The 12,788-nt window shown below is 71.2% G+C and carries 14 protein-coding genes; 6 read left to right on the top strand and 8 right to left on the bottom strand.

The window, feature by feature from the left end:
- Positions 1-93: 93 nt before the first annotated feature.
- Positions 94-981 (top strand): dihydrodipicolinate synthase family protein, encoded by an 888-nt coding sequence (locus AC0VYL_RS06370; protein ID WP_475460276.1) that lies wholly within the window; start codon positions 94-96, stop codon positions 979-981.
- 238 nt (positions 982-1,219) lie between these two features.
- Here AC0VYL_RS06370 and AC0VYL_RS06365 read toward each other — a convergent pair whose 3' ends face one another.
- Positions 1,220-1,936 (bottom strand): helix-turn-helix domain-containing protein, encoded by a 717-nt coding sequence (locus tag AC0VYL_RS06365; protein WP_475460274.1) that lies wholly within the window; start codon positions 1,934-1,936, stop codon positions 1,220-1,222.
- A gap of 142 nt (positions 1,937-2,078) precedes the next feature.
- Here AC0VYL_RS06365 and AC0VYL_RS06360 point away from each other — a divergent pair, with 142 nt between their 5' ends.
- Positions 2,079-2,699 (top strand): stage II sporulation protein M, encoded by a 621-nt coding sequence (locus AC0VYL_RS06360; protein ID WP_475460272.1) that lies wholly within the window; start codon positions 2,079-2,081, stop codon positions 2,697-2,699.
- 18 nt (positions 2,700-2,717) lie between these two features.
- Here the strand turns inward: AC0VYL_RS06360 and AC0VYL_RS06355 are convergent, their stop codons facing one another.
- Both AC0VYL_RS06355 and AC0VYL_RS06350 read right to left on the bottom strand, forming a co-directional pair.
- Positions 2,718-3,296: an NADPH-dependent FMN reductase gene (locus tag AC0VYL_RS06355; RefSeq protein WP_475460270.1), complete on the bottom strand. Its 579-nt coding sequence runs from the start codon at positions 3,294-3,296 to the stop codon at positions 2,718-2,720.
- Positions 3,297-3,354: 58 nt separating this feature from the next.
- On the bottom strand, positions 3,355-4,320 hold the full coding sequence (locus tag AC0VYL_RS06350; RefSeq protein WP_475482574.1) for a TIGR03557 family F420-dependent LLM class oxidoreductase: 966 nt from the start codon (positions 4,318-4,320) through the stop codon (positions 3,355-3,357).
- 147 nt (positions 4,321-4,467) lie between these two features.
- Here AC0VYL_RS06350 and AC0VYL_RS06345 point away from each other — a divergent pair, with 147 nt between their 5' ends.
- Entirely contained in the window at positions 4,468-5,322 is an 855-nt protein-coding gene (locus tag AC0VYL_RS06345) for an SDR family oxidoreductase (RefSeq protein ID WP_475482573.1), read from the top strand.
- Between the two features lie 57 nt (positions 5,323-5,379).
- On the opposite strand, the gene AC0VYL_RS06340 is transcribed toward AC0VYL_RS06345, so the two are convergent.
- From AC0VYL_RS06340 to AC0VYL_RS06325, 4 genes are all read right to left on the bottom strand, one after another.
- Positions 5,380-5,817 carry a ChaB family protein gene (locus tag AC0VYL_RS06340; RefSeq protein ID WP_475462960.1) on the bottom strand — a complete coding sequence of 146 codons (438 nt, stop codon included), beginning with the start codon at positions 5,815-5,817 and terminating at the stop codon, positions 5,380-5,382.
- 101 nt (positions 5,818-5,918) lie between these two features.
- The gene (locus AC0VYL_RS06335; protein WP_475482572.1) at positions 5,919-6,719 is read right to left on the bottom strand and encodes a lysostaphin resistance A-like protein; all 801 of its coding nucleotides are present in this window, start codon (positions 6,717-6,719) and stop codon (positions 5,919-5,921) included.
- Positions 6,716-7,435, bottom strand: coding sequence for an ABC transporter permease (locus AC0VYL_RS06330; protein WP_475460262.1), 720 nt, complete (start codon positions 7,433-7,435; stop codon positions 6,716-6,718). Before AC0VYL_RS06330 ends, AC0VYL_RS06335 begins: the two co-directional genes overlap by 4 nt.
- Before the next feature lie 45 nt (positions 7,436-7,480).
- Complete coding sequence (locus AC0VYL_RS06325) at positions 7,481-8,374, bottom strand: ABC transporter ATP-binding protein (RefSeq protein ID WP_475460260.1); 894 nt, start codon at positions 8,372-8,374, stop codon at positions 7,481-7,483.
- Between the two features lie 162 nt (positions 8,375-8,536).
- Between AC0VYL_RS06325 and AC0VYL_RS06320 the strand changes: the two genes are divergently transcribed.
- The 3 genes from AC0VYL_RS06320 to AC0VYL_RS06310 are packed head-to-tail and all read left to right on the top strand — an operon-like array spanning position 8,537 to position 10,468.
- The gene (locus AC0VYL_RS06320; RefSeq protein ID WP_475460258.1) at positions 8,537-9,661 is read left to right on the top strand and encodes a sensor histidine kinase; all 1,125 of its coding nucleotides are present in this window, start codon (positions 8,537-8,539) and stop codon (positions 9,659-9,661) included.
- Positions 9,658-10,260, top strand: a complete 603-nt coding sequence (locus AC0VYL_RS06315; RefSeq protein ID WP_475460256.1) for a response regulator transcription factor — start codon at positions 9,658-9,660, stop codon at positions 10,258-10,260. The genes AC0VYL_RS06320 and AC0VYL_RS06315 overlap by 4 nt, the downstream gene beginning before the upstream one ends.
- A 58-nt stretch (positions 10,261-10,318) precedes the next feature.
- On the top strand, positions 10,319-10,468 hold the full coding sequence (locus tag AC0VYL_RS06310) for a hypothetical protein (RefSeq protein ID WP_475482571.1): 150 nt from the start codon (positions 10,319-10,321) through the stop codon (positions 10,466-10,468).
- A 94-nt stretch (positions 10,469-10,562) separates the two neighbouring features.
- On the opposite strand, the gene katG is transcribed toward AC0VYL_RS06310, so the two are convergent.
- A complete protein-coding gene (gene katG / locus AC0VYL_RS06305) occupies positions 10,563-12,785 on the bottom strand; it encodes a catalase/peroxidase HPI (protein WP_475482570.1) in 2,223 nt (740 codons plus the stop codon).
- Between the last annotated feature and the right edge of the window lie 3 nt (positions 12,786-12,788).

Here is a 12,788-nt window from a genome sequence, read left to right as displayed (position 1 = left end):
GCGGCGTCGTCCGGGTGATGTCCACCCCGCTCGGAACCCGGGTGGGGCGCCTGTGCGAATCTGGGGCGCCGACGCGGACGAACGGAGTTGACGATGGGTGACCTGATGAGACCGGGCGTGTGGGGTGTGCTGGCCACACCCTTCAGGGGTGACGCCCTGGAGGTGGACACGGCGGGGATCGAACGGCTGGTCAAGCACGCCGAGGGCGCCGGGGTCACCGGGTTCACCGTGCTGGGCGTCTTCGGAGAGGCCGCGCAGCTCGACCGCGAGGAACGCCGCCTGGTCCTGGAGACGGTCCTGGCCGCCACCGACCTGCCGTTGGTCGTGGGCTGCACGAGCCTGGGCACGGCGCCGACCGTCGAGGAGGCGGCGACCGCCGTGGAGCTGGTCGGTGACCGGCTCGCCGGGGCCATGGTCCAGGTCAACAGCGCCGATCCCGGAGTACTCGGCGCGCACCTGGACGCCGTCCACGAGGCCACCGGCGCCGACCTGGTGGTGCAGGACTACCCGGTGGTGAGCGGGGTCCGGATCTCCGCGGCCGTCCTGGGTGACCTCGTCGCGCGTACCCCCTACGTCAGTGCGGTCAAGGCCGAGGCGCCGCCGACCCCCGCCGCCGTGGCCGAGCTCACCGCCCGCTGCGACGTGCCCGTCTTCGGCGGTCTGGGCGGGATCAACCTCCTCGACGAACTCGCCTGCGGCGCCGCGGGCGCGATGACCGGCTTCTCCTACCCGGAGGCCCTGGTGGCGTGCGTGGACGCCTGGAACCCGGCCGACCCGGGCCGCAGCCGCTCCGCGCTGCTGGAGTACCTGCCGCTGATCACCTTCGAGCAGCAGGCGGGGATCGCCCTGGCCATCCGCAAGGAGTGCCTGCGCCAGCGCGGCCTGATCGACGAGTCGGGCGTCCGCGCTCCGGCCAGGAGCCTGCCCGAGTCCCTGCGCCCGTTGCTCACCGACCACATCACCCGCGCCCAGGCGCTGTGAGCACCGGGGCGGGGCCCGGACCCACCCGGTACGTGCCCCGCCCCGCTACCGGCGGCCGTCACCCCTCGGACGCGTTCCGAGCGGCGTCGAATCCACCAGGGAGAACGGACACGCGATCCGCGAGCCCCAATTCGAGACCCCCTGAGGTGGTCCCGGCACCGGAGACGCGTCGCGCCCTCGGCGGAGACCCGCGTGATCGGTGCCGGTCCCGGATCGACCGCCTCGCGGGCGGGTTCGGTCAGGGTTCCTCTTGAAGCAGCTCGTTCAGGCGCTTCAGCACCCGCAGCTGCGCGGGGTTGTACAGCTGCACCAGGGCCTCGGCCATGGTGTGTTCGGCGCGCGCGGCGCCGCGCGGCGCGTCCGAGGCGGGCTCCGCCGACCACGGGTTCTCCTCGCGTCCCCTGCGGACGACCGGCAGCAGGCGCGCGGCGAGCGACTCGATCACGGCGCCGTCGGCGTCCGGCGGCAGGGCCTCGAACTCCGCGTCCGTCTCCTCGGGTTCGCTGACCATCTCGCGGAACCGCTCCATGGCGTCCTCGCTGAGCACGGAGGAGTAGACCATCAGCAGGGACCGCTGGCGCTCGGAGAGGTCACCGGAGAGCGGGGCGAACCCGGGCGGGACGTGCGCCGGAGCCCGGTGGCGCAGGAGCAGCGCCAGCTCCGCCCGGACCCGGTTGAGCCGGTCGACGGTCGCCTCCAGCTCCCGGTCCAGCGCCAGGATCGCCCCGTCCGGGTCCTCGTCGGCCCGGTCCATCGTCCCGATCCGCGACAGCGGCACCCCCAGGTCGACCAGGCGCCTGATCTGGAGGAGCCGGACCAGGTGCGCGACCTCGTACCGCTTGTAGCCGTTGGCCGCCCTTTCCGGGACGTCCAGCAGGCCGATCCGGTGGTAGTGGCGCACGGCCTTCACCGTGGTTCCGGCGAGTTCGGCGACCTGCCTGGTGCTCCACGCCACGAGTTGCCCCCCTGGGTCCGAACGGTGTCTCCACGCATTCCACACCCTGCCCCGGGGACAGGGTCAAGGGCTTGACCCTGCCCCAAGGGCATGGTTTCGGATGGGCACCGCACCGCCAACCACTCGATCCAGGAGAACTACCATGCGGTTCCTCCGTCCGTCCTTCCAGATCATCCGCGCCCGGCTCGGCGCCTACCTCGTGCTCAACGCGGTCGTGTACGGGCTCTTCCTCCTCGGGATGGTCGCCGCGCTGGTGTTCCCCGAGCTCAACACCGCCAAGGTCGGTTCCATGGAAGAGGACGGGACCATCGACCTGGTCACCACGCTGCTCGGGAACGCCTGGCTGTTCGCGCTGACCATCCTCGCCGTCAACGTGCTGACGGTCGCGCTGCTCACGATCCTGCTGCCCTCGATGATCGTGCCCTTCGCGGGGATCGCGCTGTTCGCGTACAAGGCGTTCACCATCGGCGTCGCCCTCGCTCCGACGGACGCGGTCGTGGCGAAGACGCTGATCCCGCACTCGTTGACGATCCTCATCGAGCTCCAGGCCTACGTCCTCGTCGCGCTCGGCGCGTACCTCCTCGGGAGGGCGTGGACGCGTCCCCGGACGGTCGGCGCCCGCAACCGCCGCGAGGGGTACGTCCACGGTCTGCGGCAGATCGGTTGGCTCGGCCTGCCCGCGATGGCGCTGTTCGTCGTCGGCGCCCTCTACGAGGCCTTCTCGCTCATCCACATCGTCCCGCTCCTGTTCGCCGGGGGCTGAGCGCGGCGGCGAGGGCGGTCACGTTCCGGCCAGGGGGCCGCGGGCGCGCCTCACGGCGGCGTACCCCAGGGCCTCCTCCAACTCGGTCACGGCCAGTCGCATCCGCTCCACCACCGAGGGGTCGGTGTACTCGCCCCGGGCGTTCGTCCGCGACCCCGCCCGCGAGACCACCACGCAGTCCACGAGCACCGCGCCCAGCAGTGTGAGGGTGGGCATGAGCGGGGCGTGGGCGCGCATGCCGCCCGCCTGGCCGGGGGACGCGCTCACCAGGAGTGTCGGCCGCCCGACCAGCCCGCCGGAGCCCACCAGCCAGTCGATGGCGTTCTTCGTGACCCCGGCCGGACCGTGCGCGTACTCCGGGGTCGCGATGATCACGCCTTCCGCGCGCTCCGCCAGCTCACGGAACTCCCGGACCGCCTCCGGCCAGGAGTCCTCGTCGTTCTCCACGTCCGGGTTGAACAACGGTAGGCGTCCGGCCAGGTCACCGCCGACCACGGTGGTCCGCGTCCCCACGCTCTGGGCCAGGTCCAGGAGGGCCGCGTTGAACGACCCCCTCCGCAGGCTGCCGCAGATGCCCAGTACGACGTGGTCCGGCATGAGCCCGCCCTCCGTGGTCCGTGTGGCACGAGTGTGTCACGCGGTGCGGGCCCCTCGCCTAGGACTGCGCCATGTTCCGGATCGGTTCGGCCAGCTCCGTCTCGAAGAAGGCGAAGAAGCCCTCCGGGTCGGGTCCGGCGTTGGTCAGGACCAGGTGGTCGAAGCCCGCCTCCGCGAACCGCCGCACCATGTCGAGGTGGCGTTCGGGGTCGGGCCCGTATCCGAAGGCCTCCGCCATGTCGTCGGTCCTGATCAGGGCGGTCGCCGCCTCGAAGTTGACCGGGTTCGGCAGCTCGGACTGGACCTTCCACCCGGTGAGGCCGAACCGGAAGAGCTCCCGGGCGGACTCCAGCGCGGTGCGTTCGTCGGCGGCCCAGGACAGCGGCACCTCTCCGTAGCAGGGGCCGTTGCCGCCCCCTTCGCGGTAGGTCTCCGTGAGCGCGGAGTCGGGTTCGGTGGCGAAGAGGCCGTCGCCGTGTTCGGCGGCCAGGCCCGCCGCCTTCGCCCCGCCCGCGGCCATCACGATCCTGGGTGGGAGCTGGGGGAGGTCGAAGACCCGCGCGTCCTCCAGGACCAGGTGCTCGCCCCGGTAGGAGTGGTAGCCGCCGGACCAGAGCAGCCGCATGATCTTCACGGCCTCGACCAGCATCTCGTGGCGCACGGTCACGTCGGGCCACCCCCGGCCGACCACGTGTTCGTTGAGGCGCTCCCCCGCGCCCACGCCGAGGGTGAAGCGGCCCTCCGAGAGGATCGCCGTGGTCGCGGCCGCCTGCGCGACGATCGCCGGGTGGACGCGCAGGAACGGGCAGGTCACGCCGGTGGCGATCTCGATCCGTCCGGTCCGTTCCGCGATCGCCGCCAGCATGGACCACACGAACCCGGAGTGCCCGTGGCTGAACAGCCAGGGGTGGAAGTGGTCGCTGACCTCGACGAAGTCGAACCCGGCCCGCTCGGCGCGCACCGCCTGGTCCACGATCTCCCGGGGCCCGTAGCCCTCGGCGAAGAGCTTGTAGCCGATTCTCATGGATTCCTCCTCCACCTGTGGCCCTGACCCGTGTGGCCTCTACGGAAACTCCGTCAACCGGAAAGTCGTCGTGTACGGCTCCGACGTGTACGGGATCCGCAGGTCGGGCAGGGCGGTCGGAGAGGGCCCACGGAAGGGAGGACCACCATGGAGGACCGACGACCGCCAGCACAGAGCCAACCCCACCCGGGCCGGACCGAACCGATGGATCCCCAACCCCGGGACGAGATGCGCGACTACGAGGGCAGGGACCTGCTCAGGGGAAAGCGGGCCCTGATCACCGGGGGCGACTCCGGGATCGGCAGGGCGGTGGCGGTGGCCTTCGCCAAGGAGGGCGCCGACATCGTCTTCGGGTACCTGGGCGAGGACGCCGAGGCCCAGCACACGGTCGACCTGGTCCGGGCACAGGGCCGCCGTGCCGTGGGCGTGCGGGGCGACCTGGCCGACGAGTCCGTGTGCGCGCACCTGGTCAACCGGGCCGTGGAGGAGCTGGGCGGGATCGACGTCCTCGTGGAGCACGCCGCCACCCAGACCCCGGTGGACGACTTCACGGATCTGACCACCGAGCAGCTGCGCCGGACCTTCGACGTGAACGTGATGGGGGTGTTCTGGACCGTCCGCGAGGCCCTTCCGCACATGTCCGAGGGCGGTTCCATCGTCATCACGGGGTCGATCAACGGCCTGCGGGGCAACAGGTCGCTGATCGACTACGCGTCGAGCAAGTCAGCCGTCATGAACCTCGCCGTGTCGCTCTCCCAGGTACTCATGGACCAGGGGATCAGGGTGAACTGCGTGGCCCCGGGGCCGGTGTGGACGCCGCTGATCCCGGCCACTCTCGGGGAGAGGGGGAGCGAGGGGTTCGGCGCGCAGGCGCCCATGGGGCGTGCCGCCGACCCGGACGAGATCGCGCCCTCCTACGTGTTCTTCGCCAGTGAGCGGCTCTCGTCCTACTACACCGGCGAGACCCTCACCCCGACCGGCGGGGAGATCCAGGGCAGCTAGGCACAGCCGGAACCGGCACGCCCGGATCGCGTCCCGTGCGTGCCGGTCGCGTCGGGTTCAGCGGGATCCGCTCCGTGAGGAGCGGCGGCTCCCCGAGGTGCGGCGGTTGCTCTCCTTGCGCAGGGCCTCGACCAACTCGTCCTTGTTCATGGTGGAACGTCCGGCGATGTCGAGCTGGCGGGCCCGCTTGTAGAGGTGGCCCTTGGTGGCGTTGGCGTCGACTCCCCCGGCCGTGGGGCGGTCCGCGCCCGGGCGCCGCCCGGCCCTCGGGTTCCTCGCCTGCTCGTCCGAGGGTCCGCTCCCGTTGCCCTCCTTGGGCTCCCAGCGGTCCCCGACCTTCTCGAACTTGCGCTTGACGGCGGCGAAGGCGACCCGGTGGGCCCGTTCGCCCTCCCCGTACTCGTCGACCGCGCTGTCGTGCGCCTCGATCCAGGTGCGCTGCGCCTTCTTCGGCGACCTGCGCAGGGTGTCGGGCAGTTCGTCCACACCGGGCATCGTTCTCATCTCCCGTCGGTTCGGGTGTCCTTCGGGCAGGCCCTTCGGCCCTCCCTGTTCCCGTTGCCCGCGATGACCCGCGCAAACATCCCCCGGCGGGATCAGGACGGGAGGCTGGCGCCGGTGAACAGCACCAGCAGGGGCAGGGCCAGGTTGTTGACCGAGTGGACGGCCACGGCGGGCCAGACCGAGCCGCTGCGGCGCATGACCTCGGCGGCGATCACGCCCACCACGAAGGCGGCGGGCAGGATGAGGTTGACGCCATGGAAGACCGCGAAGATCGCCGAGCTCCCGAGGACCCCGATCCAGGGGCCGTAGCGCAGCAGCGCGTTGGTGACGACCCCGCGGAACAGGAACTCCTCACCGATCGGGGTGAGCACGGCCAGGAACAGGATGGTGAGGACGAGGCCGACCGCGCCGCTGCCCGCCGTGTCGTAGTACACGCCCTGGGGGTTGCTGTCGTACCCGGTCAGGCCGGTGATGGCGAGGATGACCAGCCCCTTCGCCACGAGCGCGACCACACCCCAGCCGGCGCCGAGGAGCATCCAGCGCCAGGTGGTGCGCCGGACCCCGAAGGCGGCGAGGGAGCGGACGCGCACCGCGTAGGCCACCCCGAACCCCGCGAGGCCGCCGACACCGGACCACGCGGACACGAGGAGGCCGTAGACCAGCGGGTCCAGGTCCAGCGGCCCCACCGGGCCGAGGAGGACGAGGGCGACCACGCTGATCGCCATGCCGAGCAGGCCGAGCACCACCTCGGGCCAGCCCGGGCGCTCCGGGGCCGTGTGGGAACGGACGGTGTGCTCCGCGGACATGGTGGGCTCCTTGGTCTCGGTGCGGGCGGACGGGGGCGGTGCGGTGTCGGAACCACCCTGGCCGCCCGGGTTCGGCTGGTCCGTCAACGACGCGGTTCCCAGCGGAAGACGCGGGTGGCGAGGGCGACGGCCACGACGACCCAGGCCAGGGTGGGCGCCAGGAGGAGCAGGGAGTCGGAGACGGCCACGCCGCCGCTCCAGGCGTTCACCACGAGCTCGGCGGCGGATCCGCCGGGGAGCAGGCGCTTGACCAGGGTGAGCTCCTCCGTACCGGTGAACCCCACCCAGCCGGAGATGACGAGCACCCCGAGCATGACGGGCAGCGTGGTGACCTGCGCGTGCTCGGGGGAGTTGGTGACCCCCGCCGTGGCCAGGGCCAGGCCGAGCATCATGACCACGGTGGTCAGGACCGCCGACACCAGGAGGAGGGGCTGGGCGGGCGCCTCCGCGACAACGGACAGCACGGTCAGGACCACGGAGACCTGGACGACGGTGACGACGGTGACCGGCAGCAGCAGCCCCGTGAGGATGCGGACGTCGTCCACGGCCGTCGAACGCAGCCGCTTGAGGAAGAGGTTCTGACGGCGCGAGGCGAGCGTGGTCACGGCGGTGGTGTAGAGGGCCATGACCACCACGAGGAACATGAGGACCGAGGCGACGGCGCCCAGGTCCAGCAGCTCGGGCGCGCGGTCGTGCAGGTACACGTAGAAGGCGCTGCCGGCGAGGGGCACCAGGAGCATGGTGACCAGGACCAGCCGGTTCCGGAGGATCTGGATCAGCTCACTCCGAGCGATGGCGAGCATGGCGGATTCCTTTGCGTGGGAAGGTCGTGCGGGTTGGGGGGTGCGTTACTCGGTGCCGATGGAGCGGAAGACGTCGTCGAGCCGGGTGGGTCCGGCCTGGAGGTCGCCCAGCTCCACCGCGTGGTCCCGCGCCCAGTCCAGGAGGACGTGCAGGTCCTTCTGGAGGCCGGTGGTCTCGACGAGCAGGGATCCGTCGCCCTGGCGCACGGCGGGGAGCGGTGGCTCCGGGGCGGACGCCGCCAGGGTGAAGCGCACCGTGGCGGGCAGGGTGCGGGTGAGTTCGGAGACCGTCCCCTCCTGGTGGAACACCCCCCGGTGCATGAGCCCGATCCGGTCGGCGCGCTGCTGCGCCTCCTCCAGGTAGTGCGTGGTCAGGACGATGGTCGAACCGTCCTCGCGGAGCCGGTCCACGGCGTCCCAGAGGTCGTCCCGGGACTGGATGTCCAGCCCGGTGGTGGGCTCGTCCAGGAAGACGAGTTCCGGGGTTCCGTAGACGGCGGTGGCGAAGTCCAGGCGCCGCTTCTCGCCGCCGGAGAGCTGGGACACGCGCGTTCCGGCCTTCTTGGTGAGGCCGACGACGTCCAGCAGGCGCTCGGCCCGGTCGGTGCGCCCGGAGAGACTGCCGATGAGCCGGACCGACTCCCTGACCGTCAGGTCCGGCGAGAAGCCGCTCTCCTGGAGCATGATGCCGGTGCGGGGGCGGACGGCCCGGCGGTCGCGCGGGTCGTGCCCGAACACCCGGACGGTGCCCGAGGTGGCGGCGCGGTGGCCCTCGATCGTCTCCAGGGTGGAGGTCTTTCCCGCGCCGTTCGTGCCGAGCAGGGCGTAGAACTCTCCCCGACCGACCTGGAAGGAGAGGTCGCGGACGGCGTGGAAGTCGCCGTAGCGGACGTTAAGGCCCTCGACGTCGATGACTGGTGTGGCGGCTGTTGAGGTCATGCCCCCATTCCAGCCGTGCGCGCGGATTCTCGGCAGTGCGGCCGTGTCACCACCTGGAGGTGACATCCGTGGGGTCAGGAGATGACGTGGTGTCACTGGTGGGTCGGCGGGGCCGGAAGAATACTGGTACGGTCCGCGCAGTCGTTCCCCGGAAGGGTCCGCATGACGTCAGAACCCACCGAGGTCACGCAGGGGCAGCTGCGCGTGGTCAATATGAACATCGTGTTCGGGTCGGTCTCGGCGGTCGGGGCCCTGCTGATCTCGACCAACGCCCAGAGCGTCGGCCAGGTGCTGGTGCTGTGCCTGGGACTGCTGGCGGCCCTGATATCCGTGCGGGCGTGGTCCGGGCAGGCCTTCAGGATCGTGGCGCCGCCGTGCCTGGCCGTCAGCGCGGCCGTGCTGGTCGTCGGGATCCTGTGGTTGGACAGCGCCTCGGCCGCCTTCGGCTTCTCGGTGGTGGGCACCGTGGTCGTGTTCCGGTTGCCGGACCGGTACCAGCGCCCGGCCGCCCTGGGGCTGCTGGCCCTCGTGATCGGCGTCATCGCGCTGAAGGTGCTGACCGGCCCCGGTCCCGTGGGCGACATCGTGTGGGAGTACACCGTGGGCGCGGCCAGCGTCGCGATCGTGGGGGTGGTCTTCGCGACCCTGAATCACCTGGTGGCCAGGCTGATCACGGAGTTGGAGAGGGCGCGTGAGCGCGACGCGGAGTTGGCTGTGGCCCGGGAGCGCGTCCGTTTCGCCGGGGACCTCCACGACATCCAGGGGCACACGCTGCACGTGGTGAAGCTCAAGGTGGCACTGGCCCGGAAGCTGGTGCACGCGGACACCGACCAGGTGGTGCGGGAACTGGACGAGGTCTACGCCCTGGTGGGCGAGACCATCGCTGAGACCAAGGAGCTGGCCCACGCGCAGCGGCGGCTCAACCTGTCCGCCGAGCTGGAGAACGCGAAGAACCTCTTCGAGGCGGCCGGGATCGACGTGCGCGTCGTACGCCGGGGCGAGGGCGAACCGGACACCCGGGCGGCGGAGATGCTCGGGCAGGTCCTGCGGGAGACGACCACCAACATCCTGCGGCACGCCGAGGCCGAGCAGGTGCGGATCACGCTCACCGGGTCCGGCATCACCATCGTGAACGACGGGGTGCGCGGGGAGGCCGCTCCCGAGCTCGGGGGCCTGGCCACCCTCCGCGACCGCGTGGAACGGGACGGTGGAACACTGACAGTGGAACAGGGGGACGGGCGGTTCCTGACCGCCGCCGCGTTCTCCGGGCGGAGGGACGACCGATGATCACCGTGGTACTCGCTGACGACGAGGCCCTGCTGCGCAAGGCGATGGCGGCCCTGCTCCCCCTGGAGGGCGAGATCACCGTGCTGGCCGAGGCCCATGACGGCGAGTCCGCCGTGGCGGCCACCCTGGAGCACCGCCCCGACGTGCTCGTCATCGACCTGGAGATGCCGGGGGTGGACGGACTCGGCGCCGTGGACCGCATCCGTCGGGAGCTGCCGGACCAGGTGATCCTGATGCTGACCCGGCACGCCCGCCCCGGTGTGCTGCGCCGGGCGCTCCGGCTCGGTGTGCAGGGGTTCGTGAGCAAGTCGGCCGACCCCGCGCACATCACGTCGGTGATCGGCACCCTGCACGGGGGCAAGCGGTGGGTGGACCCGGACGTGTCCGCGCTGGCCGTGATCGACGACTGCCCGCTCACCGAACGGGAGATCGACGTTCTGCGGGCCACCAGGGACGGGTACTCGGCCGCCGACACCGCCGCGCGTCTGCACCTGGCCGAGGGCACCGTGCGCAACTACCTCTCGAACGCGATGCGCAAGACGCAGACCCGGACCAGGCACGAGGCGGCGCGGTACGCGCGGGAGCACGACTGGCTCTGACGCCGGGGTTCGGGGAGAAATCACGGCAGCCTACGGGGACAGCGCCTCCGACGCGGCGATGCTGGACCTCGCGCGGGTGGCGTACCTGGTCAACCTGGACGGCGGGGCCGCCGAACGGCTGCGGGGACAGCTCCCCGGGCCGGAGCGCGTGGAGTGCGTGGAGTGGCCCGTGAGGGGGCCGGACACACGAAACCGGCCCGACCGGTGAGGGTCGGGCCGGTGACGCGGGCGGTGTCCGAGGGGTCTGGCTCTGGGAACTCCGGGAACCCGGGACCACTCCTCGGGACGCGCCCGGGGTCGAACTAGACCAGGTCGAACCGGTCGGCGTTCATGACCTTGTTCCACGCGGCGACGAAGTCCTGGACGAACTTCTCCTTGGCGTCGTCGGAGGCGTACACCTCGGCCACGGCGCGCAGCTCGGAGTTGGAGCCGAACACCAGGTCCACGCGGCTGCCGGTCCACTTGACCGCACCGGAGTCGTCCTTGGCGACGAAGGTCTCCGAGGTCTCGGAGCTGTCGCCGGTCGCGTACCAGTTGGTGTTGAGGTCGAGCAGGTTGACGAAGAAGTCGTTCGTCAGCGCGCCCGGGTGGTCCGTGAGGACGCCCAGGTCCGAGTTGTCGAAGTTGGCGCCCAGCACGCGCAGGCCGCCCACCAGGACGGTGGTCTCCGGGGCGCTGAGGCCGATCAGGTTGGCGCGGTCCAGCAGCAGGTACTCGGCGGGAAGGCGGTTGGCCTTGCCGTAGTAGTTGCGGAAACCGTCGGCGACCGGCTCCAGGTAGGAGAAGGAGTCGGCGTCGGTGTGCTCGTCGGTGGCGTCCACACGGCCCGGGGTGAACGGGACGGTGACGTCCTGACCAGCGGCCTTGGCGGCCTGCTCGACACCCACGCCACCGGCGAGGACGATCACGTCGGCGACGGAGACCTTCTTCGCGGAGGAGGCGTTGAACTCGTCGACGATGCCCTGGAGCTTGGCGAGCACGCGGCGCAGCTCGGCCGGGTTGTTGACCTCCCAGTCGACCTGCGGCTCCAGACGGATCCGGGCACCGTTGGCGCCGCCGCGCTTGTCGCTGTCGCGGTAGGTCGAGGCGGAGGCCCACGCGGTGGAGACCAGCTCGGCCACGGACAGGCCGGACTCGGCGATCTTCGCCTTCAGGGCGGCGATCTCCGCGTCACCGATGACCTCGCCCTCCTGGGCGGGCAGCGGGTCCTGCCAGACGAGGTCCTCGGCGGGGACCTCGGAGCCGAGGTAGCGGACCTTCGGGCCCATGTCGCGGTGGGTCAGCTTGAACCAGGCGCGGGCGAAGGCGTCCTTGAAGGCCTCGTGGTCCTCGTAGAAGCGGCGCGAGATCTGCTCGTAGACCGGGTCGACGCGCAGCGACAGGTCGGTGGTGAGCATGGTCGGCTTGTGCTTCTTGCCGGGGACGTGGGCGTCGGGGATGATCTCCTCGGCGTCCTTGGCGATCCACTGGTTGGCGCCGGCCGGGCTCTGGGTGAGCTCGTACTCGAACTCGAAGAGGTTCTTGAAGAAGCCCTCGCTCCACTGGGCCGGGGTGGTGGTCCAGGTGACCTCCAGGCCCGAGGTGATGGCGTCGCCGCCCTTGCCGGTGCCGTGGTTGTTCTTCCAGCCCAGACCCTGCATCTCCAGGCCGGCGCGCTCGGGCTCGGCCTCCAGGTTGCTGTCCGGGGCGGCGCCGTGCGTCTTGCCGAAGGTGTGGCCACCGGCGATGAGGGCGACGGTCTCCTCGTCGTTCATGCCCATGCGGCCGAAGGTCTCACGGATGTCGCGGGCGGCGGCCAGCGGGTCCGGGTTGCCGTTCGGGCCCTCGGGGTTGACGTAGATGAGGCCCATCTGCACGGCGGCGAGGGGCTTCTCCAGGTCGCGGTCGCCGCTGTAGCGCTGGTCGTCGAGCCAGGTGGTCTCGGGGCCCCAGTAGACGTCGGCCTCGGGCTCCCACACGTCCTCGCGGCCACCGCCGAAGCCGAAGGTCTTGAAGCCCATGGACTCCAGGGCGACGTTGCCGGTGAGGATGAAGAGGTCGGCCCAGGAGATGTTCTGGCCGTACTTCTTCTTCACGGGCCACAGCAGACGGCGGGCCTTGTCCAGGTTGCCGTTGTCGGGCCAGCTGTTGAGGGGGGCGAAGCGCTGCTGACCGGCGCTGCCGCCGCCGCGGCCGTCGTGCGAGCGGTAGGTGCCGGCGCTGTGCCAGGCCATGCGGATCATGAGCGGACCGTAGTGACCGAAGTCGGCGGGCCACCAGTCCTGCGAGTCCGTGAGGAGGGCCGCGATGTCGGCCTTCACGGCGTCCAGGTCGAGGGCCTCGAAGGCCTTCGCATAGTCGAAGCCCCCACCGAGCGGGTTCGACACGGGGGTGTTCTTGGCGAGGATCCTCAGGTTGAGCTGGTTGGGCCACCACTCACGGTTGCCGTCGCCCTGGGTGGGGTGCGTGAGCCCGTCACCGTGCGCGACGGGGCATCCTCCGGTCTGCGGCGGGGTGGGGGCAACGACCTCGTTGTTTTCAGACATCGA

Source organism: Nocardiopsis sp. iso_238 (assembly GCF_056173325.1).
The sequence above is the reverse complement of the archived record's forward strand: the minus strand, read 5'-3'. Positions and strand labels throughout refer to the sequence as shown.